At 73.7% G+C, this 23,082-nt stretch carries 19 protein-coding genes; 8 read left to right on the top strand and 11 right to left on the bottom strand.

Features of this window, described 5'->3' with window-relative positions; all coding sequences use genetic code 11:
* The first annotated feature begins 48 nt into the window (after positions 1 to 48).
* Positions 49 to 630: an FxsA family membrane protein gene (gene fxsA, locus ACZ8ZB_RS05865; protein ID WP_470736648.1), complete on the top strand. Its 582-nt coding sequence runs from the start codon at positions 49 to 51 to the stop codon at positions 628 to 630.
* A 106-nt stretch (positions 631 to 736) separates the two neighbouring features.
* On the opposite strand, the gene ACZ8ZB_RS05860 is transcribed toward fxsA, so the two are convergent.
* The 4 genes from ACZ8ZB_RS05860 to yczE all read right to left on the bottom strand — a co-directional run bounded on the left by ACZ8ZB_RS05860 (position 737) and on the right by yczE (position 4,282).
* Positions 737 to 1,111 carry an RNA polymerase-binding protein RbpA gene (locus tag ACZ8ZB_RS05860; RefSeq protein ID WP_003977404.1) on the bottom strand — a complete coding sequence of 125 codons (375 nt, stop codon included), beginning with the start codon at positions 1,109 to 1,111 and terminating at the stop codon, positions 737 to 739.
* A gap of 277 nt (positions 1,112 to 1,388) precedes the next feature.
* On the bottom strand, positions 1,389 to 2,735 hold the full coding sequence (locus tag ACZ8ZB_RS05855) for an MFS transporter (RefSeq protein WP_470736647.1): 1,347 nt from the start codon (positions 2,733 to 2,735) through the stop codon (positions 1,389 to 1,391).
* Between the two features lie 48 nt (positions 2,736 to 2,783).
* Positions 2,784 to 3,551 carry a glycerophosphodiester phosphodiesterase gene (locus ACZ8ZB_RS05850; RefSeq protein ID WP_470736646.1) on the bottom strand — a complete coding sequence of 256 codons (768 nt, stop codon included), beginning with the start codon at positions 3,549 to 3,551 and terminating at the stop codon, positions 2,784 to 2,786.
* The gene (yczE, locus tag ACZ8ZB_RS05845) at positions 3,548 to 4,282 is read right to left on the bottom strand and encodes a membrane protein YczE (protein ID WP_470736645.1); all 735 of its coding nucleotides are present in this window, start codon (positions 4,280 to 4,282) and stop codon (positions 3,548 to 3,550) included. The genes ACZ8ZB_RS05850 and yczE overlap by 4 nt, the downstream gene beginning before the upstream one ends.
* Before the next feature lie 30 nt (positions 4,283 to 4,312).
* Between yczE and ACZ8ZB_RS05840 the strand changes: the two genes are divergently transcribed.
* On the top strand, positions 4,313 to 5,812 hold the full coding sequence (locus tag ACZ8ZB_RS05840) for an SCO1417 family PLP biosynthesis transcription factor (protein WP_470736644.1): 1,500 nt from the start codon (positions 4,313 to 4,315) through the stop codon (positions 5,810 to 5,812).
* 138 nt (positions 5,813 to 5,950) lie between these two features.
* Here the strand turns inward: ACZ8ZB_RS05840 and ACZ8ZB_RS05835 are convergent, their stop codons facing one another.
* Positions 5,951 to 7,669, bottom strand: coding sequence for a P-loop NTPase family protein (locus ACZ8ZB_RS05835; RefSeq protein WP_470736643.1), 1,719 nt, complete (start codon positions 7,667 to 7,669; stop codon positions 5,951 to 5,953).
* Positions 7,670 to 7,720: 51 nt separating this feature from the next.
* On the bottom strand, positions 7,721 to 7,915 hold the full coding sequence (locus ACZ8ZB_RS05830; protein ID WP_190167020.1) for a hypothetical protein: 195 nt from the start codon (positions 7,913 to 7,915) through the stop codon (positions 7,721 to 7,723).
* A gap of 262 nt (positions 7,916 to 8,177) precedes the next feature.
* Here ACZ8ZB_RS05830 and ACZ8ZB_RS05825 point away from each other — a divergent pair, with 262 nt between their 5' ends.
* Entirely contained in the window at positions 8,178 to 8,570 is a 393-nt protein-coding gene (locus ACZ8ZB_RS05825; RefSeq protein WP_470736642.1) for an ankyrin repeat domain-containing protein, read from the top strand.
* 300 nt (positions 8,571 to 8,870) lie between these two features.
* Positions 8,871 to 10,289, top strand: coding sequence for a HEAT repeat domain-containing protein (locus ACZ8ZB_RS05820; RefSeq protein WP_470736641.1), 1,419 nt, complete (start codon positions 8,871 to 8,873; stop codon positions 10,287 to 10,289).
* Positions 10,290 to 10,522: 233 nt separating this feature from the next.
* Here ACZ8ZB_RS05820 and ACZ8ZB_RS05815 read toward each other — a convergent pair whose 3' ends face one another.
* The 5 genes from ACZ8ZB_RS05815 to ACZ8ZB_RS05795 are packed head-to-tail and all read right to left on the bottom strand — an operon-like array spanning position 10,523 to position 14,989.
* The gene (locus tag ACZ8ZB_RS05815) at positions 10,523 to 11,407 is read right to left on the bottom strand and encodes a 5-oxoprolinase subunit C family protein (protein ID WP_470736640.1); all 885 of its coding nucleotides are present in this window, start codon (positions 11,405 to 11,407) and stop codon (positions 10,523 to 10,525) included.
* Entirely contained in the window at positions 11,404 to 12,033 is a 630-nt protein-coding gene (locus ACZ8ZB_RS05810) for a 5-oxoprolinase subunit B family protein (RefSeq protein ID WP_470736639.1), read from the bottom strand. Before ACZ8ZB_RS05810 ends, ACZ8ZB_RS05815 begins: the two co-directional genes overlap by 4 nt.
* A complete protein-coding gene (locus ACZ8ZB_RS05805) occupies positions 12,030 to 12,788 on the bottom strand; it encodes a LamB/YcsF family protein (protein WP_470736638.1) in 759 nt (252 codons plus the stop codon). The genes ACZ8ZB_RS05810 and ACZ8ZB_RS05805 overlap by 4 nt, the downstream gene beginning before the upstream one ends.
* Before the next feature lie 39 nt (positions 12,789 to 12,827).
* Positions 12,828 to 13,673 (bottom strand): putative hydro-lyase, encoded by an 846-nt coding sequence (locus ACZ8ZB_RS05800; protein ID WP_470736637.1) that lies wholly within the window; start codon positions 13,671 to 13,673, stop codon positions 12,828 to 12,830.
* The gene (locus tag ACZ8ZB_RS05795) at positions 13,670 to 14,989 is read right to left on the bottom strand and encodes an MFS transporter (RefSeq protein ID WP_470736636.1); all 1,320 of its coding nucleotides are present in this window, start codon (positions 14,987 to 14,989) and stop codon (positions 13,670 to 13,672) included. The genes ACZ8ZB_RS05800 and ACZ8ZB_RS05795 overlap by 4 nt, the downstream gene beginning before the upstream one ends.
* A gap of 133 nt (positions 14,990 to 15,122) precedes the next feature.
* On the opposite strand from ACZ8ZB_RS05795, the gene ACZ8ZB_RS05790 reads away from it, so the two are divergent.
* The 4 genes from ACZ8ZB_RS05790 to ACZ8ZB_RS05775 all read left to right on the top strand — a co-directional run bounded on the left by ACZ8ZB_RS05790 (position 15,123) and on the right by ACZ8ZB_RS05775 (position 23,062).
* Positions 15,123 to 15,827 carry a GntR family transcriptional regulator gene (locus tag ACZ8ZB_RS05790; RefSeq protein ID WP_470736635.1) on the top strand — a complete coding sequence of 235 codons (705 nt, stop codon included), beginning with the start codon at positions 15,123 to 15,125 and terminating at the stop codon, positions 15,825 to 15,827.
* A 90-nt stretch (positions 15,828 to 15,917) separates the two neighbouring features.
* Positions 15,918 to 17,444: a hypothetical protein gene (locus ACZ8ZB_RS05785; RefSeq protein ID WP_470736634.1), complete on the top strand. Its 1,527-nt coding sequence runs from the start codon at positions 15,918 to 15,920 to the stop codon at positions 17,442 to 17,444.
* A 49-nt stretch (positions 17,445 to 17,493) separates the two neighbouring features.
* Complete coding sequence (locus ACZ8ZB_RS05780; protein ID WP_470736633.1) at positions 17,494 to 18,375, top strand: hypothetical protein; 882 nt, start codon at positions 17,494 to 17,496, stop codon at positions 18,373 to 18,375.
* 34 nt (positions 18,376 to 18,409) lie between these two features.
* Positions 18,410 to 23,062 carry a hypothetical protein gene (locus ACZ8ZB_RS05775; protein WP_470736632.1) on the top strand — a complete coding sequence of 1,551 codons (4,653 nt, stop codon included), beginning with the start codon at positions 18,410 to 18,412 and terminating at the stop codon, positions 23,060 to 23,062.
* Positions 23,063 to 23,082: the final 20 nt, after the last annotated feature.

The raw sequence follows: 23,082 nt of genomic DNA, 5'->3' as shown, positions 1-23,082 counted from the left end.
GTGATCCCGCTTATCCCGTGCTGAGCCGGTCCCAGGCACACTGGGGGCATGACGACTGGCGCTCAGACCCCATATCCCGTCCGCCCCCGGCGCTCCCGGCTGCGCGCCTTCCTGCCGCTGGGCTTCGCCGCATGGCTCGTGCTGGAGATCTGGCTGCTCACCATGGTCGCCGGGGCGTCGAACGGGCTGGTGGTCTTCCTGGTCCTGGCGGCCGGCATCGTCCTCGGTTCGATCGTCATCAAGCGGGCCGGCCGACGGGCCTTCAAGAACCTGACCGAGACGCTGCAACAGCAGCAGGGCGGGGTGCTCCCCGAAGCCCGGCCGAACAGCGAGGGCAACGGCCTGACGATGCTGGGCGGCCTGCTGCTGATCATCCCCGGCGTGATCTCGGACGTGGTGGGACTGCTCCTGCTGGTGCCGCCGGTGCAGAAGGCCGTGAGCCGTTACGCCGAGCGCACCTTCGACCGCAAACTCCGCGAAGCCGCGGGGGGCTCCCTCGGGGACGTCTTCCAGCAGGCCCGCATCCGTCGGCCCGACGGCAAGGTCGTCCAGGGCGAGGTCATCCGGGACGAGCCCGGGAGCGCCGCGGAACACACCTCGCAGGGGCCGCGACCGCCGCTCTCCCGCTGAGGGCGGCCGGGCCGTCACCAGCAGACAGGACCGCGGGCGCCGTACGTCGTGTACGGCGCCCGCGGTCCTGTGCTGCTGTGTGGCTTCGCCCAGGTCCCCGGAGGGATCAAGCCGACTTTCGGCTGTCCCTGGGATGGACCGCGATGTTCATCGCACCGGAGCGCAGAACGGCGAGACGCTCCTCGAGGACCTCTTCGAGTTCCTCTCGGGTGCGCCGCTCCATCAGCATGTCCCAATGCGTACGCGCGGGCTTGGCCTTCTTCTCCTCGGGGCCGTCGCCGTCCACCAGGAGTGCCTGGGCACCGCAGACCTTGCACTCCCACTCCGGCGGGATCTCCGCCTCGACCGAGAAGGGCATCTCGAAGCGGTGCCCCTTCTCGCATGCGTACTCCACGGCCTGGCGCGGGGCCAGGTCGATGCCGCGGTCCGTCTCGTAGCTGGTCACCACGAGGCGCGTGCCGCGAAGAGCTCGCTCACTCATGAATCGTGCCTCCCGGGCTTGTCGCCCACAGGACAGGTGTCGCTGTCGTCGTCATCCGGTCAACGTCCGGGCGGCGGTAAAGATTCCCGTCCGGAGCCCCGATCCGGGTCATGCGTCGCCGTCGTAGCCGCGGCCTTGTCAACCAGTGCAGTACCCCCCGACGTCCGGTTTGTCACACCCATAAGGAGATATGACTCAGCGTTCGGCATCTTTGACGCGCAGTAACGGTACGCCTGGCAGGCCAAACGCGTACACTACAGCCCTTTCGCGCCCAACGCTAAATCCGTTCGGGGACCGGGTTGCCCGCTTCGGCGATCGCCCGCCGCACCGGAACCCGCGCGAGCAGCACGAAGCCCAGGACGAAGAAGCCCACCAGGGAGACGACCGCGTCCCGATAGCTGCCCGTCAGCTGGTAGGCGAGGCCGAACAACAGCGGTCCGAGCCAGCTCGTCCCGCGGTCGCTCACCTCGTACGCCGAGAAGTACTCGGCCTCCTTGCCGGGCGGTACGAGATGGGAGAAGAGCGAGCGGGACAGCGCCTGGCTGCCGCCGAGGACCAGGCCGATTCCGGCCGCCAGCACGAAGAACCACACGGGGGCTTCGGCGGGCAGGAAGTACCCGGCGGCCAGGGTCAGGGTCCAGGCGACCAGGGAGCCGAGGATCGCGCGCTTCGCGCCGTACCGCCGGGCCAGCCGGCCCAGAGCCAGCGCGCCCGCCACCGCCAGCACCTGGACCAGCAGCACGGCCACGATGAGCGTCGACTGCCCGAGCCCCAGTTCCTTCGAGCCGTACACCGAGGCCTGGGTGATCACCGTCTGGATGCCGTCGTTGTAGACCAGGTACGCCAGCAGGAACGCCAGCGTCAGCGGGTGCCGGCGCATGTCGCGGACGGTCGCCGCCAGTTGCCGGAAGCCCGGCAGGGCCGCCTCCCGCGCGGGAGCGCGGCGGTCGCGCAGCCGACGCAGCGGAATCAGCGCGAAGGCGCCCCACCACAGACCGGCCGACGCCAGGCAGATGCGCACCGCCATGCCCTCGGAGACGCCGAAGTTCTCGTGACCGGTGTAGAGGACGAGGTTCAGGACGAGGACCAGGGACCCGGCCGCGTACCCGAAGGCCCACCCGCGCGAGGAGACCGCGTCGCGTTCCTCGGGCGGGGCGATCTGCGGGAGGTAGGAGTTGTAGAGCATCATCGCGACCGACTGCGCCGCGTTCGCCACCACCAGCAGCACGCCGCCGAGCAGATAGCGCTCGCCGCTCAGGAGGAACATGCCCGCGGTGGCCGCGGCGCCGGTGTAGGCGGCGGCCGCGAGCAGCGGCTTCTTGCGTCCGGTGCGGTCGGCGGCGGCGCCCACCAGCGGCATCACCAGCACGGCCAGGATCACCGAGAGGGAGACCGAGTAGGCGAAGAAGGACCCCGCGCGCACCGGTACGCCCAGGGGGTGGACGAACCCGTCCGCGTCCGCCGCCGCCTCGGCGACCGACGTCAGGTAGGGGCCGAGGAACACGGTGAGCACGCTCGTGGAGTACACGGAGCACGCCCAGTCGTAGAAGTACCAGCCGCGCTGCTCGCGCCGCCGGTCGGCGGCCTCGTCCGGCGCCGGTGACCGCACGGTGTCGGTGCCCACCCGTGCCCTCGCTTCCCCGTGAACGCACGGAGGCGGCCGGGCACGGTCTCAGACCCAGATGCCCCGGTCCTCCATGACCTTGCGCAGTGTGCCGATGTGATCGGTCATGATGCCATCCACTCCGAGGTCCAGGAGCCGGTGCATCCGCTCGGCCTCGTTGACCGTCCACACGTGCACCTGCAGGCCGTGCGCGTGGGCGGCCCGTACGAACCGGTGGTCGACCACCTGGACGCCCGACCGCTGCTCGGGGACCTGGGCGGCGACGGCCGACCGGCGCACCGCGGCCGGCAGCCCCCAGGACCGCAGTCGCAGGTTCAGCACGCCCCGGGTGCCGTAGGAGGTGGCCAGCCGCGGACCGGCCAGCCGCTGGGCGCGCACCACACGGGTCTCGGAGAACGAGCCGAGGCAGATCCGGTCCCAGGAGCCAGTGCGCCCGATCAGCTCCAGGAACGGCAGGAGGGCCGGTTCGGCCTTCACGTCGACGTTCCAGCGCGCCTCGGGGAAGGCCTCCAGGAGTTCCTCGAACAAGGGGACCGGCTCCCCTCCCGCCACGCGCGCGTGCGCCACGTCCCGCCACGACAGGTCGGCGATCCGGCCCGAGCCGTCCGTCACCCGGTCGAGCGTCGCGTCGTGGAAGGCGACGAGCCGGCCGTCGCGCGTGGCGTGGACGTCGGTCTCGATGTACCGGTAGCCCGCCTCGACGGCGCGCCGGAACTGCCGGACGGTGTTCTCCAGGCCGTCCGCCGCCCCGCCCCGGTGGGCGAAGGCGATGGGACCGGGATGGTCGAGGTAGGGGTGGCGTATCCGCGGGGTCACGGACGCAGTATCGCGCGCCGTGGTCGACCGGCGGCGACGACCGTGCCGCCGTCGGGTGCCGGGGGGACGGCGAAGACGCGCAGGAACAGCTGGGCGAGCGGACCGATCGTCACCGCGTACAACAAGGTACCGACGCCCACCGTGCCGCCGAGGACGAAGCCGGTGACGACGACCGTGATCTCGATGGCCGTGCGGACCAGGCGGACCGACACCCCGGTGCGCCGGTGCAGACCCGTCATCAGCCCGTCGCGCGGACCCGGGCCGAAGCGCGCCGCGATGTACAGCCCGGTCGCCGCGCCGTTGAGCACGATGCCCGCCGCCATCAGCGGTACGCGTACGGCCACGGCGTGCGCGTCGGGCACCACGGCCAGGGTCGCGTCCATCGCCGCGCCGATCACCAGCACATTGGAGACGGTGCCCAGTCCCGGCCGCTGGCGCAGCGGGATCCACAGCAGCAGCACCGCCGCGCCCACGAGGGTCAGCACCACGCCCATCGACAGCCCCGTCCGCTCGGACAGGCCCTGGTGCAGCACGTTCCACGGTTCGAGGCCGAGCCCCGACCGCACCAGCAGCGCCGAGCTCGCGCCGTACAGCGCCAGCCCCGCGTACAGCTGGACCAGTCGCCGTGCGAGATGTCCGCGCCGTGACGAGTACCTGGCCAAAACGTGCCCCCTGTGGTGGAAGTGGACCGACACATGACACCCTGTGGCTTGGACGACGATGTCATCCATGGCCAATCCGGGGAAGGTGGACTGATTCTCATGGCGCAGTGGACCTCGGCGGTGGGGGCGGCGCAGCTCGCCCGGCTGCTCAACTCCCAGCAGGACCGTCCGGCCGGTCCCGGGACCCGCCGCCCGCCCGCCTACCGCGCGCTCGCCGACGGCATCCGCCTGCTGGTGCTGGAGGGGCGCGTACCGGTGGCCGCGCGGCTGCCCGCCGAGCGGGAGCTGGCCCTCGCCCTCTCCGTCAGCCGTACCACCGTCGCCGCCGCCTACGAGGCGCTGCGTGCCGAGGGGTTCCTGGAGTCGCGGCGCGGCGCGGGCAGCTGGACCGCGGTCCCGGCGGGCAATCCGGTCCCCGCACGGGGACTGGAACCGCTGCCGCCCGAGGCCCTCGGCTCGATGATCGACCTCGGCTGCGCCGCGCTGCCCGCGCCCGAGCCCTGGCTCACCCGGGCCGTCCAGGGCGCGCTGGCGGAGCTTCCGCCGTACGCGCACACCCACGGCGACTATCCCGCCGGGCTGCCCGCGCTGCGCTCGATGATCGCGGACCGCTACACCGCGCGGGGCATCCCGACCATGCCCGAGCAGATCATGGTGACGACCGGTGCGATGGGTGCCATCGACGCCATCTGTCACCTCTTCGGGGGACGCGGCGAGCGCATCGCCGTCGAGTCGCCGTCCTACGCCAACATCCTCCAGCTGATGCGGGAGGCCGGCGCCCGGCTCGTCCCCGTCGCCATGGCCGAAGGGCTGACCGGCTGGGACCTGGACCGCTGGCGCCAGGTGCTGCGCGAGGCGGCGCCCCGTATCGCGTACGTCGTCGCCGACTTCCACAACCCGACCGGCGCGCTCGCCGACGAGGACCAGCGACGCCGCCTGGTGGACGCGGCGCGTTCCGCGGGCACGGTGCTGGTCGCCGACGAGACGATGAGCGAGCTGTGGCTCGACGCGGACGTGGAGATGCCGCGCCCGGTGTGCGCCTTCGACCCGGCCGGATCCACGGTGATCACGGTCGGATCGGCGAGCAAGGCCTTCTGGGCCGGGATGCGCATCGGCTGGGTGCGCGCGGCCCCCGACGTCGTCCGCAGCCTCGTCGCCGCACGCGCGTACGCCGATCTGGGCACGCCCGTGCTGGAACAGCTGGCCGTGAACTGGCTGTTCGGCACCGGCGGCTGGGAACGGGCGGTGGAGGTACGGCGCGCCCAGGCCCGGCGGAACCGGGACGAGCTGGTGACCGCGGTACGGCGGGAGCTGCCCGACTGGGAGTTCGAGGTGCCGCGCGGCGGGCTCACGCTGTGGGTGCGCACCGGCGGCCTCTCCGGTTCCCGGCTCGCCGAGGCGGGCGAACGGGTCGGCGTACGGGTACCGTCCGGCCCCCGCTTCGGAGTCGACGGAGCGTTCGAGGGCTACGTACGGCTGCCCTTCACGGTGGGCGGCGCCGTCGCCGAGGAGGCGGCGGTACGCCTCTCGGCGGCGGCCCGCATCGTCGAGACGGGCGGCACGTCCGGTACGGAGACACCCCGCACGTTCGTGGCGTGACCAGGACGCCGGTGCACCTGCGGACGGCCGAGCGGGAGTCCGGGCCGGCAGCGGCACGGGCCGCGAGGCGCCGTTGCCGTGTACCGCCGCCCGGCGAGCAGGAGGCGCGCCACCGGGAAACGCCCGTCCGGCGGTCCGCTAGGAGGACGACTCCATGACCGCCGCCTCCTCGGACGCCGGCTTCGCGGCGACTGCGTCGGGGCCCGCCGTCTCCGGAGACGCCTCCGCCTCGGCGCCGGCCCCCGCCGCGGCCGCCTTCTCCACCGTCACCTTGCCCAGCCGCACGGACTCCACCGCGACCACCCCCGCACCCAGCCGCCCCGGCTCCTCGTCCGCGGGCGTCGTCCGGGGCGGCAACAGATCGAGCACCGCCTCCCGCTCCGCCTCGTTGGTCGCGTCGTCGTACGGGTCCGGCGTCGCCGGAACCTGGAGACGGTGGACCGGTCCCGAGCCCAGTCGGGCGTAGCCGCGCCCCGGCGGGACCTGGTCGAGCGGTGTGGTGTGCGGCGGCGCCCCCAGCACGGCCCTCAGCTGCTCCGCCGTCGCGGGCCCGAGGACGACCCGCGCGCGCGTGTGCTGCCGTACCGGATCACCGAGGCCGTCCAGGCTGTCGAGCTGTTCGGCGACGACCACGGTGACGTTCGCCGGGCGGCCGTGCCGCAGCGGAACCTGGAGCAGTGACTGGGGATCCTTGCGGCCGTCCGCGGCGGCCAGGTGCGTGAACGTGCTCGGTCGGTCCAGCAGCAGCCACAGGGGTCGCCTGGTGTCTTCGGGCGGCGGGTCGCCCGCCTGATGCGCGTGGTTGGCCGCGATCAGCCGGCGCTCCGTCTCGTGCGCGGCCCATTCCAGGCTCGTCAGCGCCCCCGACAGCCCGCATTCCACGGTGAGCACGCCGTCCCGGCCGGTCAGGCAGGCGTACTCGCCGGTGCCGCCCCCGTCGACGATCACCACGTCGCCGTGGTGGAGGGCCTGCAGGGCGATGGAGCGCAACAGCGTCGAGGTGCCGCTGCCCGGCTGGCCTACCGCGAGCAGATGGGGCTCGGTGGAGCGGATGCCGGTGCGCCAGACGACGGGCGGGACGTCGCGCCGCTCCTCGCCGTGGACGCCACGGGTGAGCGGCAGCGTCCGCTGCACCCCGGTGGGGTCGGTGAAGCCGAGGACCGTCTCCCCGGGGGCCGTGACGAAGGGCTGGGCGGCGATGTCGGTGGGCAGGGGCGCGAGGACGCGGACCGCGAGCTGGTTGGCCTCCTCGTCCCATGCGAAGTGGTATTCGCGGCCGCGCCCCGACTTCGCGCCGAGCAGGTGCTCGATCCGCGCCCTCGACTCCGGCTCGCCGTCGGTGAAGTAGGCGGGGTAGCGGATCTCCAGGTGCGTGATCCGGCCGGTGGGGTCGAACTCGTACCCGGAGAAGACCTTCCCCCAGTCGCCGCCGTGGGTGTAGAGCGGTTCGGGGTCCTCGGCGGCGGAGAAGTACGGCACCAGGGCCTCGTAGAGCGACTTCAGGCGCTGGGCCTGTGAGGTGTCGGGTCCGGCGGGCGCCGAGGGGGCGCGGTCCCGGCCCTGCCAGGCCGCCGCCGCCATCAGGGTGACGACGGCGAGCAGCGGACCGTACGGCGCGAGCGCCACGGCCAGCAGGACCGAGACCGTCAGGAAGAACAGCGCGCCGCGCCGGTCCTTGGGCGTGTCGGCCCACCTGCGCCGCCCGGCCGAAGCCAGCCGGCGCAGACCGCGCGCGATGGTGATCAGCGGGTGGAGGACGTCCGTCGCACTGTCGGCCGCCGTTCTGGCCAGCTCCCGGCTTCGGGCGAGCTGTGCGCCGCCGTTGCTCAGGATGCGGGGAAGAGGGCGCCGGGCCACTGCTGTCTCCAGAGGGTGCGTACGGGCGGACGGTGCGTGGTGCGGGGCGGATCAGAATTTGAATCCGCCCAGGAGGCCGGCCAGGCTCTCGCCGCCCGCCTTGATGCTGGGCGCGATGGCCGTGCTGGCCAGATAGAAGCCGAAGAGCATGGCCACCAGGGCGTGCGACGCCTTCAGCCCGTCCTTGCGGAAGAAGATGAAGACGACGATGCCGAGCAGCACCACGCATGAGATCGAGATGATCATGTGAGTTCTCCTGGTTCACGGGGGACAGTCACCACGAGTGCGTCCAGGATCACAGAATGTATCTATACGATAAAAGGTGCAACTGGGTCGATTCCCGTCGTTTAACCCGGATGGGCCCGCCGTGATCATTACCTCGGGCGCGACGGCTCATGTGCCCGGCGAGCCAGTACCCTGGCGTTTCACCCGTACGGCTCTGCACCGCTCGCAGACGTACGCCCTGTCCCCGATGCGTGAAGCGCGTGCAGTGAGAGGTGGTCCGGCGATGACTGAAGCCCCCGACCCCGAGGTCGTGGAGCTGGCGACCAAGATCTTCGATCTGGCCCGGCGCGGCCGGACCGAGGAGCTCGTGGCCTACGTGGACGCGGGCGTGCCGGCCGACCTCACCAACGACCGGGGCGACTCCCTCGTGATGCTCGCCGCGTACCACGGTCACGCCGAGGCGGTGGGCGCGCTGCTGGAGCGCGGCGCCGACGCCGACCGCGTCAACGACCGGGGCCAGACACCACTCGCGGGAGCGGTCTTCAAGGGGGAGGCCGAGGTGATCCAGGCCCTCCTGAAGGGCGGCGCGGACCCGTCCGCGGGCACCCCCTCGGCCGTCGACACGGCCCGGATGTTCGCCCGCACGGAACTGCTCGAGCTGTTCGGCGAGCACTGAGCGACACGCTCTGACCAGCGACGACAAGGAAAACGGGGGAGGCGGTACGGGGCCGCCGAAATTTCGGTCGCGGTAGATGTGACCGCCGGGTCATCATGACGACGTGATTCACGGACGCGATGGCTGGGCAGGTGTTGCCGCACCGCGCGGGCCGTGATGCGGTCCGCATGGGCCACCGACGAGAGGCAGAGAGAGATGGTCTACAGCAAGCAGGAAACGGCGGGCGCCCCGACGTGTTGTCACGCGGCCAGGTAATGCACGTCCCCGGTTGCGTCGACGCTTGATGTGAGGCTGTTTCCCATGTTCGATCCGGTCATAGCGCCCAGCGGTACGCTGCTCGGCCTGCTCCAGCGGGGCCGTGGCGACGGCACGCTGCACGCGCTCACCGCTCCGCGATCCGAGGCGCTCGCGGCGCTCAACCACTGTGTGCTGCACGACCCGCGCCACGACTGGCAGGTGGAGAACCGCTCCCTCTACTACGCCCGCCTCTACCTCGATCTGCACGGCGAACTGGACGCGATCGAGGCCCACCTCTTCGACCCCGAGGACGTCCTCGACACCGACGAGTCCCGTACCGGACTCGCCCTCGCGGTCCTCGGGCACCTCGCGTCCTACGGCAGGCGGGACGCCCTCGACCTGTTGCGCAGGTACGCCGCCCACGGCGCCAACTGGGCCTGGGCCCTGGACGAGCTGGCCCTGAGGGACGACGACGCGGGCCTGCGTGCCCTGGCCGCCCCGGTCCTCGCGCGGTTCACCACCGATGCCGAGGGCGAGGCGGAGCTCGCCGCCACCGTCCGCGACGCCTTCGAACCACGGCCCTGGCGATTGTGGGCCGACGACCCCCGCGAGTCCGTCGCCAGGCGCGTGCGCGCCGCCCAGGAGGCCGGTTCCTTCGACCGCTGGCAGCGGCAGATGCGCCCCACCGGGCCCCGTCCCGGCTGGAGCGTGCGGGCGGTGTTCGAGTGGGCGCAGCAAGGCGTCGAGCGCGGCGCCGCGCTCCACGTCCCGGCCGCCCGCTGCCTCGCCGCCGTGGCGGGACCCGAGGACCGGCCCGAGATCGTCCGGGCCGCCCGGGACGGCGCCGAGGGGGCCCGGTGCGCCGCCCTGCGCTACCTCGCCGACGGCGACGATCCCGACGCCCTCGGCCTGATCGAGGGCGCCGTGGCCACCGGCTCGACGGCCGTCGTGGAGGCCGCCGTCGACGCATTCGAACGTATGCGCAGTCTCGCCGCTGTCGACCGGGCGCGCGGCTGGGCCCGTCGGCCCGACCCGCTCGGCGCCGCCGCCGGCCGGGTCCTCGCCTGCCGGGGCGGTGCCCAGGACCGTGACCTGGTCCTCGCGGCGCTGCGGGAGGCGGTACGGGGCGAGGGCCCCGACGCGCCCACCCTGTGGACCCTCGTCGACGGCGCCGGACGCCTCGGCATCGCCTGCGCAGCCCCTGTGCTCCGCCACATCTACCGCGAGACCGCCTCGTCCCATCTGCGGGGCCGCGCCGCCCGGGCCCTCGCCGCGACCGATCCCTCCTACGGCACCGGGTTCGCCGTCGAGTGCCTGTGGGACTGTGAGGAGTCCACCCGCGAGATCGCCGCCCGGCACGCCGAGACCGGGGACACCCGGGTCGTCGAGCGTCTGCGCCGGCTCGCCGCCGACCCGGCCGAGGAGGCCGAGGTGCAGACCGCCGTACGCAGCCGGATCGGCCCTGAGGAGCCCGCCGTGTGACCCCTTCCGCGCGGACGGCCCGCGGGTCGGGCGTGCGTGGGCGCCGCCCGGCCCGCGTGGGTGAGGGAGACGACCCTCCCGGCGCGTTCCGCCGGGAGGGATCCACGTCGGCGTGGTCACGTCCGTCCACCCGTGAGGGGACGGCCATGACGTCGCCGCCCGCGCCCCGACCCCCGCGGGCGCCGCGAGCCGATGCCGGTCACCGGCGCGGCCTCAGCCCCACGGCCCGGGTCTCATCCGCCGGACGGGCGTCGGCGGCGTACGGCGACGAAGCGGACCGGTGTGCCGGGGCGTGCCTGCGCGGCGGCCGGGAGGTCGACGGGGTGGACGACCGCGATCACCGGGTAACCCCCGGTGGTCGGATGGTCGGCCAGGAAGACCATCGGCGTGCCGTCGGGCGGCACCTGGACCGCGCCCAGCACCACGCCCTCGCTGGGGAGTTCGTCCCGCCGGGCCCGCTCCAGGGCCGGTCCGGTCGTGCGCAGTCCGATGCGGTTGCTCGCCGGTGACACGTGGTACGCGCGGGACGTGAAGAGGCGTACGGCGGCCGGGGTGAACCAGTCATCGCGCGGCCCCGGTGCCACGCGCAGCACGAGTTCGTCCGGGGGCGCCGGCTGCGGGGCGACGTCCACGCGCGCGTGGCCCTCCCGCGGAGGGCCGAGGGGAAGCACGGCGCCGTCCGTGAGGGGGGCCGGGCCGAGACCGGAGAGCAGGTCCGTGGAACGGCTGCCGAGCACCGGTTCGACGGCGATCCCCCCGGAGACGGCCACATAGGCGCGTATGCCGGAGACCGCCGCGCCGACGTCCAGCACGGATCCGGCGCGCACGCGCACCGGCGCGCCCCAGGCGGCCGGCCGGCCGTCCACGGTGACCGGGCAGGGAGCCCCGGTGACCGCCACGGTGACCGTCGAACGGGGCCGCAGGGAGCAGCCGTCGAGGGTCGTCTCCAGGACGGCCGCATCCGGCGGGTTTCCGGCCAGCCGGTTGGCGAGCGCCGCCGCGGGCCCGTCCAGCGCCCCCGAGCGGGGCACACCGAGGTGGGCGTGCCCCGGGCGGCCCCGGTCCTGCACGGTGGTGAGGGCTCCCGCGCGTACGACGGCGAGCGCACGGTCCGTCATCCCGCGGGCCCCGTCGCGGCCACCGGGACGAAGCGCACACGCGTGCCGGGGGAGAGCAGCGCCGCGGGCACGCGCGAGTGGTCCCACAGCACGAGGTCGGTCGTACCGATCAGCTGCCAGCCGCCCGGTGAGGGCCGCGGGTACACGCCGGTGTAGGGCCCCGCCAGCGCCACCGAGCCGGCCGGGACGATGGTGCGCGGAGTGGTCCGGCGGGGCACGTCGTAGCGCGCGGGCAGACCGGTGAGGTAGCCGAAGCCGGGCGCGAATCCGCAGAAGGCGACGCGGAACTCGGTGCTCGCGTGGACGTGGGCGGCCTCCCGCGCGGTGACGCCCCAGTGCGCGGCGACGTCCGCGAGGTCCGGACCGTCGTAGCGCACCGGGATCTCGACCGTCTCCCGCGTGCGCGGGGGCACGGGCGGCAGCTCGAGGGAGGCCAGCTCGGCGGCCAGCCGGGACGGATCGGACAGGCCGTCGAGCAGCACCGTGCACGCCGCCGGGACGATCTCGCCGACCGGCAACGAGCCCTCCGCGCGGCGCCGCAGCAACTCCGCGTGGAGCGCCTGGGCCTCGTCGCCCGAGGAGACCTCGACGAGCAGGGCGTCCTCGCCGACGGGCAGCACCCTCATACGAAGGCCTCCACCCGGACCCCGGACGCCTCCAGCGCGTCGCGGACCCGTCGCGCCAGGTCCACCGCGCCGGGCGTGTCACCGTGCAGACACAGGGAACGCGCCCGCACCTCGATGCGCCGTCCCGAGTGCGCGTCGACCTCCCCGTGGCGGGCCAGGTCCACCGAGCGGGCCACCACCGACTCCGGATCGGTGACCACGGCGCCCTCCCGACGGCGCGGCACCAGTGTGCCCCCGTCGGTGTACGCCCGGTCGGCGAACGCCTCCGTGACCACCGGCAGACCCGCCTCCCCGGCCAGTTCCAGCAGCCGTGAGCCCGGCAGACCGAGCACGGGCAGCGTGGCGTCCGCCAGGAGCACCCCGTCGACGACCGCGCCGGCCTGCTCCTCGTCGTGCACCACCCGGTTGTACAGCGCCCCGTGCGGTTTGACGTACGCCACGCGGGAGCCCGCCGCGTGGGCGAACACCTCCAGGGCGCCGATCTGGTAGGCGACCTCGGCCGCCAGTTCGGCGGGCGGCACGTCCATCGCGCGCCGCCCGAACCCGGCCAGGTCCCGGTAGGAGACCTGGGCGCCGATCCGCACCCCGCGCCCGGCCGCGAGCTCGCACACCCGGCGCATGGTGGACGCGTCCCCGGCGTGGAAACCGCACGCCACGTTGGCGCTGGTCACCACGGACAGCAGCCGCTCGTCGTCGGTGAGCCGCCAGCGGCCGAACCCCTCGCCGAGGTCGGCGTTCAGATCGATCGACGTCATGGGTTCTTCGTTTCTCCTGTCTGGTGCCGCACAGCCCGGTCAGGCCACGCGGAACTGCTCGTCGCGGGCGTCGCTGAGGAACATCTGGCCCGGTGCGTGCGTGATGGCGAACGGCGGACGGGAGGCCATGACCGCTGCCTGCGGGGTCACTCCGCAGGCCCAGAACACCGGGATGTCGTCCGGCTCGAGGTCCACCGGGTCGCCGAAGTCCGGGCGGCCGAGGTCGTCGACGCCCAGCCCGGAGGGGTCGCCGCAGTGTACGGGCCCGCCGTGCACCGCCGGCAGCAGACTGCTCTCCCGGATCGCCGCGGAGAGGTGCTCCGGCGGCACCGGCCGCATGGACACCACCATCGGCCCGCGCAGCCGCCCGGCCGGACGGCACTGCCAGCTCGTCACGTACATCGGAACGTTGCGGCCCTGCTCGACGTGCCGGACCGGAACGCCCGCCGCCGTCAGCGCCCACTCGAACGTGAAACTGCAGCCGATCAGGAACGACACCAGATCACCGCGCCAGTGCGCCCGTACGTCCGTCGGCTCGTCCACCAGCTCGCCGTGTTCCCACACGCGGTAGCGCGGCAGATCGGTGCGCAGGTCCGCGTCCGCGGCGAGGACGGTGGTCGTGGACCCGGCGTCGGTGACGTCCAGGACCGGGCAGGGCTTGGGGTTGCGCTGGCAGAACAGCAGCATGTCGTACGCCCAGTCGGCGGGCACCGAGATCAGATTGGCCTGCGTGTGCCCCGCGGCCACACCGGCCGTGGGGCCCGTCAGGCCCTCCCGGAAGCGGGAGCGCGCCGCACGGGGGCTCCACGCGCGCGCGTGCTCGTCGGCCAGTGTCACGGGGCGGTCGTCCACGGTGGCCGGCGTGCGGTCGTCTGTGTGGGTCACTCCAGTTCCTTCCCGCGCGTCTCCGGCAGCCCCAGCAGCGCCAGTGCCGCGATGCCGTAGCCGATCGCGCCGAAGACCAGCGCCCCGCCCACGCCCCAGCCGTCGGCGAGGAAGCCGACCGTCGTGGGGAAGACGGCGCCCACGGCGCGTCCGGTGTTGTACGTGAAGCCCTGTCCCGTACCGCGCACCGCCGTCGGGTACAGCTCGCTCAGGTAGGAGCCGAAGCCGCTGAAGATCGCCGACATGCAGAACCCGAGCGGGAAACCGAGCACGAGGATCGCGGTGTCGGCACCGCCCGGGATGTTCGTGTACACCAGGATGCAGAGCGCGGACAGCAGCGCGAACAGCCAGATGTTGCGCCGGCGGCCCAGCCGGTCGGTGAGGTGGCCGCCGGTCAGGTAGCCGATGAAGGCACCCGAGATCAGGAACGTCAGATAGCCGCCGGTGCCGATGACCGACAGGTCGCGCTCCGTCTTCAGATAGGTCGGCACCCAGGTGGCGAGGGTGTAGTAGCCGCCCTGGACGCCGGTGGAGAGCAGCACGGCGAAGAGTGTGGTGCGCAGCAGACCCGGTGATCCCGGCCGGCCCGTCCGGAAGATCGCGGCGAACGATCCCCTCTGCGCGCTCTTCTCCCGTGCGGCCGCCGCCTCGGGCGCGTCCCGCACACTGCGCCGCACCCACACCACGAGCAGCGCGGGCAGCGCACCGGTCCAGAACATCACGCGCCAGGCCAGGTCGTCGTCGACCAGCGAGAAGATCATCGTGTACACGATCACGGCCAGCGCCCAGCCCACGGCCCAGGAACTCTGGACCGCGCCGAGGGTGCGGCCCCGGTGCCGGGCGCTCGCGTACTCGGCGACCAGGATCGCGCCGACCGCCCACTCACCGCCGAAGCCCAGGCCCTGCAGCGCGCGGAACACCACCAGTGTCTCGTAGTCGGGCGCGAAGCCGCAGGCCACGGTGAACACCGCGTACGTGACCACGGTCAGCAGCAGCGCCCTGACCCGGCCGACGCGGTCCGCCAGCACGCCGGCGAGGGCGCCGCCGACCGCGGAGACCACCAGGGTGACGGTCGTGAGCAGGCCGGCCTGGCCGCTGTCCAGACCGAAGTACGCCGAGAGCGCGACCATCGTCAACGGCAGCGTGAAGTAGTCGTACGAGTCCAGGGCGTAGCCGCCGAACGCGCCGCCGAAAGCGCGTCGGCCGCGTGGCCCCAGTGCGTGCAGCCAGCCGAACACCCCTTCGGCGGGGGCGTGTTCGGTCGGCGCGGGAGGTGTGACGTCGGTCAGGGGCCGCGGTGGAGGGAGCGTGCTCATGGGCACCTCGCAGGGGAGGACGGAGGGTGCGGGAAGGGGTGAGCCGTGCCACTGCCCAGCAAGGTAGAGGATCGTTGAACGATCCTTCAATACCCGTGTTGTCTCGTTCTTCCGCGTGCGATTGAATCCCGGCATGGGAGAGCAGCTGAGCGGACTGGCCGACGACCGCGCCCTGTTGGGCCGGACCAGCACCGCCGAGCGGGTCGCGGACATCCTCAGGAGCCGCATCGCCGAGGGCTACTTCCCGCCCGGGACGCGGCTGTCGGAGGACAGCATCGGCGGCGCGCTCGGCGTCTCCCGCAACACGCTGCGCGAGGCGTTCCGGCTGCTCACGCACGAACGTCTGCTCGTCCACGAGCTGAACCGGGGCGTGTTCGTCCGGGTGCTGACCGTCGAGGACGTCGAGGACATCTACCGCACCCGCCGGCTCGTCGAGTGCGCCGTCGTGCGCGGGCTCGGTGACCCGCCCTACGCGCTCGACGCGCTCGCCGAGGCGGCGGAACAGGGGCGTACGGCGGCACGCGAGGGTGACTGGAAGGGCGTGGGGACGGCCAACATCCACTTCCACCGGGAACTGGTGGCGCTCGCCGCCAGCGAGCGTACGGACGAGCTGATGCGCAGCGTCTTCGCCGAGCTGCGGCTCGCCTTCCACGTCGTGGACGAGCCGCAGCGGCTGCACGAACCGTACATCGCGCGCAATGTCGGAATTCTCCAGGCCCTGCGGGAGGGGGACCGCGACAAGGCCGAGATGCTGCTGGCGGCCTACCTCGAGCTCTCGCTGGAACGGGTCGTCGAGGTGTACCGGCGGCGCGTCGGCGAGGACGGCCAGGACGGCTAGGACGGCCGGCCGACGGTGTGACGACCGTCGCGCCGGGGTGCGACCCGGCCGTTTGGGCTGTTGTCAGACCGAGGACCTAGTCTGTGCACCGTGACTTCGCCTGCATCGACGGACAGCGTTCCGCCCCAGCTCAGCGCGGGGCCGCGGTCCGCGCCGGGCCCGGCCGCCGACGAAGGGCTGGCGCGGCGGCTGCGCGCGCTCGCGTGCACCGCACCGCTGCACGACCTCGACGCGCGCAAGGCCAACCTCGCCGGTGAGTACTCGGTGTACGGCATGGCGGAGATCGCCCTCGCGGCCATCGACCTCGTCACCCTGAACATGGACTTCGACACGGGCGCGGACCACGACCAGATAGTCGCCCGGCTCATCCCGCGCATCGCCGCCCAGGCCCCGCGCCGACCCGCCGCCGAGCACGAGCGGGTGGCCCGCTGGGTCCTGGAGAACCTGATCAACGTCGGAAGCGTCGACCGCGGCTTCCGCGCGGTGTACGGCGTGTTCGGGGCGGACGGCACCTATGTGCGCCGTGACTACGACTTCAAGCTGATCGAGGAGGTACCCGGCCCCGGCGGCACGGTGTACCTGCGGACCACCGACGAGGCGGTCAACGTCCTGGTCGGCGCCCTGGACACCGATGTCACCAGCGCGCAGATCGCCGCCGAGGTCAAGCTGGAGGTGCTGATCAGCCGGGGCAGGCTCGCCGACGCCCAGCTCGCCGCCGAGCAGGCCCGCTACCGGACCGTGCAGTACTCCGAGAGCCTGCGCCGGGCCCTGGACGCCACCCGCCGCAACGTCCGCGCGGTGGACTGGCTGAGCGCCGTGCCCGACATGATCGCCGAGGCCCTCGACCACGTGGCGGACCGCTACCGCCACGAGAACGCGATCCTCACCAACATCCGCAAGGCCCGCGACGAGTCCGAGGACCCCGAGCACAAACGCCGGGCGGCCGAGCTGGTGGACATCGTCAAGGACTGCATCCGGCGCCACACCCAGCTGCAGTCCCGGCTGCTGGAGGCCGGCCCGCTGTTCCGCGCCGAACAGGACCGGCAGGCCTTCGCCACCCCCGCGTCGGCCTCGGGCACCGACCTCTACGGCCACCTCCTCGCGCCCCTGCTGCCGCTGCCCGTGGAGCGGGCGGCCCGGGTCACCGACGCCTTCTTCGCCCACGGCACCGGGCTGCGCACCCCGGTCTCCGTCCGGGTCGCCGATCTCGTCGAGATCCTGCTGACGCCACCCGTGGAGCGGGAACACCTCGGCGCCGAGATGCCCGAGCCCGACCTGATCGCCACGCCCGACGACAGCCGCTTCAGCGAGGAGCAGCTGGCGGCCGCCACGGAGCTGCTGGACCTGCCGGCCGACGCACCGCGCCGGCTGTCCGGACTGCTCGCCGACGCCCGCCGACGGGACCCCGAACTGCCCTACCTGGTCGCCCTGCTGGCCATCCATGCCGCGAGCCCTCCGGTCGGCACCGCCTACCGCCAGGGCGAACGGAAGCTGCTGTTCGCCGTGGACGACGGAACCGACCTCGACGACCCCGAGTTCGGCGGTGCCGACCTCATCGTCGGCACGGCCCTGCTGGACGCGGCGGGGATGGCCGCGGACCGGTCGGAGGCGGCATGACGGAGGAAGCAGCCCGTACCGAGGTGTCCCAGAGCAAGGAGTCCCGACCGTGACCGAGCACGTCGAGTGGAGCGAGCCGGAGGCCGTGGCCGCACCGGCGAGCGCCGCCGTCACCCCCGCCGACGCGGCCGACGCCGCGCGGCTCGTCGCCTTCGGCCTCCAGCCCAAGCTCCAGCCCGCCCGTGACCAGGAGTACGCCGACCTGCTGCGCCGCTACCGCGAGGACCCGCCGTTCGCACGGCTCGCCGATGCAGTGGCCACCGGCCTCGGACTGATCGTGCTGGAGGTGTCCCCGCGCGCCGGCATGGCCGTCACCGCCGCCGAGGACTCCGTCTTCGCCGTCCGCATGGGCGATTACGCGCGCCGTACCTCCGCCGACGGCGGCGACCGGTTCCTGCACGGGCTCGCCCACCTCGCCGTCGCCGCCATGGCCTTCCCCCGCCCCGAGGACCTCGCCGACGACGGCTACATCGGGCGCGTCACGGTCAACGGCGTCGACGCCTTCGTCCGCCAGGCCTGCCACCGGCTGGAGGAGCGGGCCGCGAAGCAGGGCGAGAACACCGACCCGGCCAGTGACGCCCCCGGTCTGGAGGCCGCCTGGCGGATCTGGGCCAGACGCAGCTCGACCGGCGCCACCAAGGACGCACGCCGGCTCGCGGGATCGACCACCGGCATCGTCGCCAAGGCCGTCGGCTTCCTCACCGACTCCGGCTTCCTGCAGCGCACCGGCGACGACAACGGCGGCACGTACCGCACCACCGCCCGCTACCAGCTCCAGGTCCGCGACATGGCGGGCGGCGCCGCCATGGCCGAACTGCTGGAACTGGGCGTCGTCCCGGTCACCGACGGCACGCCCACCCTGTTGCCGCCCGAGGACGGCGACGACCTGGAGCTGGTCGCCGACGCCGGCCTGCCGTTCCACTCCGTCTGAACCCCCGTCTCACGAAGCCTCACGAGAGTCCGCCATGTACGAGCTGTCCCGGGTCCGCCTCTACTCCATCGGGCCGGCCGGTGCGCGCTACGCCGACACCGTGCTCGACCTGCGCGGCGTCGGCGGGGTCGTGCCGGACCCCGCGCCGACGCAGGCGGAGTTCTTCGAGGAGGAGCCCGTCGGTCCGCCGCGCCGGCCCGCCCCCGCCGGGGTGCTCTTCCTGGAGAACGGCGGCGGCAAGTCGGTCCTGCTGAAGCTGATCTTCTCCGTGATGCTCCCGGGCCACCGCAACACCCTCGGCGGCGCCAGCTCCGGTGTGCTGCGCAAGTTCCTGCTCGCCGACGACTGCGGCCACGTGGCGCTGGAGTGGCAGCACGTGCAGACCGGCGAGTGCGTGGTCGTCGGCAAGGTCAGCGAGTGGCGGGGCCGGCAGGTCTCCAACGACCCGAGGAAGTTCGCCGAGGCCTGGTACTCCTTCCGGCCCGGCCCCGGTCTCGGCCTGGACAACCTTCCCGTCGCCGAGTCCACGGCCGTACGGCCGCCCGTCGAGGGCCAGTCGGGCGCGCGGGGACGGCGCCGCACCATGAAGGGCTTCCGGGACGCCTTCACGGAGGCCGGCAAGAACTACCCGCACCTGGAAGCACACTGGGAGGAGACCCACGAGCGCTGGACCGAACACCTCGGCGAGCTGGGACTCGACCCCGAGCTCTTCCGCTACCAGCGGGAGATGAACGCCGACGAGGGCGAGGCCGCCGGCCTCTTCGCGGTCAAGAAGGACTCCGACTTCACCGACCTGCTGCTGCGCGCCGTCACCGACACCCGGGACACCGACGGACTCGCCGATCTGGTCAGCGGGTTCGGCAACAAGCTGGGCCGGCGTGCCGAGCTGATCGCCGAACGGGACTTCACCGCCGGGTCCGTCGACCTGCTGGGCCGGATCGTCGAGGCAGCCGAGGCCCGCACCCGCGCGCGGGAGATCCACACCGCCGCCGAGCGCCGCACCCGCACCCTGGCCCGCAGGCTCTCCGCGCGCGGCGCCCGGGAACGCGTCCGCGCGGCCGACCTCGCCGGGCGGGTCACCGCCGCCGCGTACGCCGTCACCCACGCCGAGTCGGCACGCGAGCACAGTGCGCTGATCTCCGCCGAACTCGCCTACCGGCACGCCTCCCTGGCACTCTCCGCCGCCGAGAAGGCCGCCGCCGCCCAGAAACGGGAACTCGCCGACGCGCGCACCCTCTACTCGGCCTGGCAGGCCGCCGAGGCCGTGCTGCGGCACCGCGCCGCAGCCGACCGCGTCGCCCGTGTGTCCGCCGCGATCCAGGAGGCCGAGCGGGACGCGGCTCCCGCGCTGGCCGCGCGGGCCAAGGCCGCCCTCGACCTGGTGCGCGCCCTGCACGCGGCCGCGCAGAACGCCGAGGACCTCGCCAACGAGGAGGAGGAGCGGTCCGCCGCCCTCCAGGAGGTCAGCGACGGCGCCTACCGCGACTCCACCGCCGCCGCCACCGAGGCGCAGCGGGCCCGCAGCGAGGTCGGGCACCTGCGGCAGCGGCTCACCGAGGTCGAGCAGGAGACCGCCGAGGCCGTGCGGGCCGGCTGGCTCGACGACAGCGCCCCGGACGCCGACCCCGCCCGGGCCGCCCTCGCGGCCAGTGACGCCGAGAAGACGGCGGTCGCCGCCTGGGACACCGCCCGCGAGGCGGCCCGTCGGGCCACCGAGCACGCGCGGGAGGCGGCTGCCGCCGAAAGCCGCGCGGAACTCACCGCGGCCCGCGCGGCGGACGCGGCCACGGCGGCCGAGCGCGCCCTCGAGAGCGAGCGCCGCACGGCCGAGGCCCTCGCCGCCGAACAGCGGCTGGCGGAACTGCTGAGCCTCCCGGGAACCCCCGGCAGGCGGCGGACCGGTGCGCCGGACCGGCGTACGGACGCCGGCCAGGCCACGGGTCGTTCCGACGCCGGCCCCTCCCTCGGCGAAAGCGCCCTGACCGCCGAGGAACTCGACCGCTTCGCCGACGAACTGCGGGAACTGCTCGACGACGCCGTCTCCTCCGCCGAACGGCAGCTGTTCGACCTGCGGACCGCCGCCGCGGACGACGCCCGCATCCTCGGCGCCCTCGGCGACGGCGGGCTGCTGCCGCCCGGCCCGGACGTGCTGGCGACGGTCGAGTTCCTCGGTGAGCACGGCATCCCGGCACTCCCGGGGTGGCGCTACCTCGCCCAGGCCGTCGACCCGGCCGACCACGCGCGGGTGCTGGCCACCCGCCCCGAGCTGGTCGACGGCGTCATCATCACCGACCCGGACTCCCACGTCCGAGCCCGCGAGGCACTGAGCGACGCCGCCCTGCTGCCTCGGTCCGCCGTCGCCGTCGGCACCGCCGCCGCCCTGCTCGCCCCCACCCCCGCGCTGGACGCGGACACGGGGGACGTCTTCCTCGTACCGCCGAACCCGGCCATGCACGACGAGCACGCCGCCGACGAGGAACGGCAGGCGCTGCGCGCCCGGGCGACCGAGCGGGACGAGGAGATCCGCGCCCTCGCCGCCCGGCTCGCCAAGGACCGCGAACTGGTCGCGCGGCTCGCCTCCTGGCGCACCGGCTGCCCCGCCGGACGGCTCACCGAGCTGGCCGGCGCGGCCCACGAGGCGCGGGCGTTCGCCGAGGAGTCCGAGGCAGAGCTGGCCGAGGCGCGCACCGTGAGGGCGGAGGCCGAGGAAGCCGCCGCCGAAGCCGTCGGCGTCCGTGACGAGCGGCAGGAAGCCGCGCAGAAGGCCCGGCGCGCGGCCGACGCCCTCGCCGGACTCGCCTTCCGGCTGCGCGAGCGGGCCGGCTGGCAGGTCAAGCTGCGTGAACTCGCCGATGACGCGACCGAGGCGGAGGCCCGCGCCCAGACCTGTCTGGAACGGGCGCGCGCCGCCGACGAGGACCGGCGCGGCGCCCAGCGCGCCGCCGACGACGCCCGACGCACCGCACGTGCGCTGCGCGCCGAGCGCTCCGAGATCGCGGGCGCTCCCGACGACGTCCCCGAGGACGGCGCCGGAGCACCGCAGTCGTCCCTGCCCGCCCTGCGCGAGGCCTACCGCGCCGCGTCCCAGGTGTACGAGAAAGTCGGTGTCGGTGCCGATCTGCGCGCCGAACAGGCCCGCGCGGAGAGCGACGAGAGCGCCGCCCGAGCCGAACTGGACCGACTCAGCAACAAGGTCCGCACCCGCGCCGAGCAGCTGCTCCAGTCGCCCGACGGCTCCGACGGGCCCAGCCGGCAGGCCGCCGCCGCCCGAGCCGAGGAGCTGGTACAGCTCCTGGAGGCCCGTATGTCCAGCGCGAGCGAGCAGCTCGGGCGGCTGCGCGGCGAGGCCGAGCGGCTCGCGCCCGAGGACGGCGAGGCGCACACCGAACTCCCCGGGGAACTGGTGCCGCGCGACGCCGAGCACGCACAGGCCCTCCTGCGCACCGCCACCACCGAACTCGCCTCCCGCAGCGAGGCCCTGAGCCAGGCCCGGGAGGCCCACGCCGAACTCCTCGACGCGCACCGCGCCGCCGAGGACGCGGCCGGCGGATTCGACGAGATCGCCGCCATGCTCCGCGACCTGCTGCGCGAACACGCACCCGAGGAGGAGCAGGAGCAGCCCGAGGCCTATCCGGGCGGTCTGGACGAGGCCCGGCAGTCCGCCGCCGAGTCCCGCCGCTCGCTGCGGAGCTGCGCCGCCGACCTGTCCGCCGCCGAGTCCGCGGTGCGCGAGGCGAGCGACATCCTCGTCCGGCACGCCAACTCCACGCGCTACGAACAGGTCCGCACCCCCGCACGCCAGCAGATCCGGGAACTGCCCGCCTCCGCGCTGCCCGAGCACGCCCAGAAGTGGGCGGACGCCTTCGCACCCCGGCTGCGGGTCCTCACCGACGAGCTGGAGCAGCTGGAGCGCAACCGCGACTCGATCGTGGACCGGCTGCGGGGCCTGGTCGAGTCCTCCCTCGCCACCCTCCGCTCCGCCCAGCGGCTGTCCCGGCTGCCGGAAGGCCTCGGCGAGTGGTCCGGACAGGAGTTCTTGCGCATCCGCTTCGAGGAACCCGACCAGGCCACCCTCACCGAGAGGCTCGGCGAGGTCGTCGACGAGGCGACCCGGGCGGCCGTCAAGAAGAACTCCGACATGCGGCGCGACGGCATGTCCCTGCTGCTGCGCGGGGTCGCCGCCGCCCTCCAGCCGAAGGGCGTCGCCGTCGAGATCCTCAAGCCCGACGCGGTACTGCGCGCCGAACGCGTACCGGTCGGTCAGATGGGTGACGTGTTCTCCGGCGGCCAGCTGCTCACCGCGGCCATCGCCCTGTACTGCACGATGGCCGCGCTGCGCTCCAACGACCGCGGCCGGGACAAGCACCGCCACGCCGGCACATTGTTCCTGGACAACCCCATCGGCCGCGCCAACGCCACCTACCTCCTGGAGCTCCAGCGCGCGGTCGCCGACGCGCTCGGCGTCCAGCTCCTGTACACGACCGGTCTGTTCGACACGACGGCTCTCGCGGAGTTCCCGCTGGTCATCCGATTGCGGAACGACGCCGACCTGCGGGCCGGCCTGAAGTACATCAGCGTGGAGGAACACCTCCGGCCGGGGCTTCCCCAGCAGGATCCGGCCGAGGAGGCGCACAGCGAGATCACGGCGACCCGCATGTTCAAGCGGCCCGTGGCGACGGGTGGCTGATCAGCTGTCCCCCGGGTGCG

The sequence above is a fragment of the Streptomyces sp. 12E genome (assembly GCF_055633275.1).
This window is presented reverse-complemented; position numbering and strand designations above follow the sequence as displayed.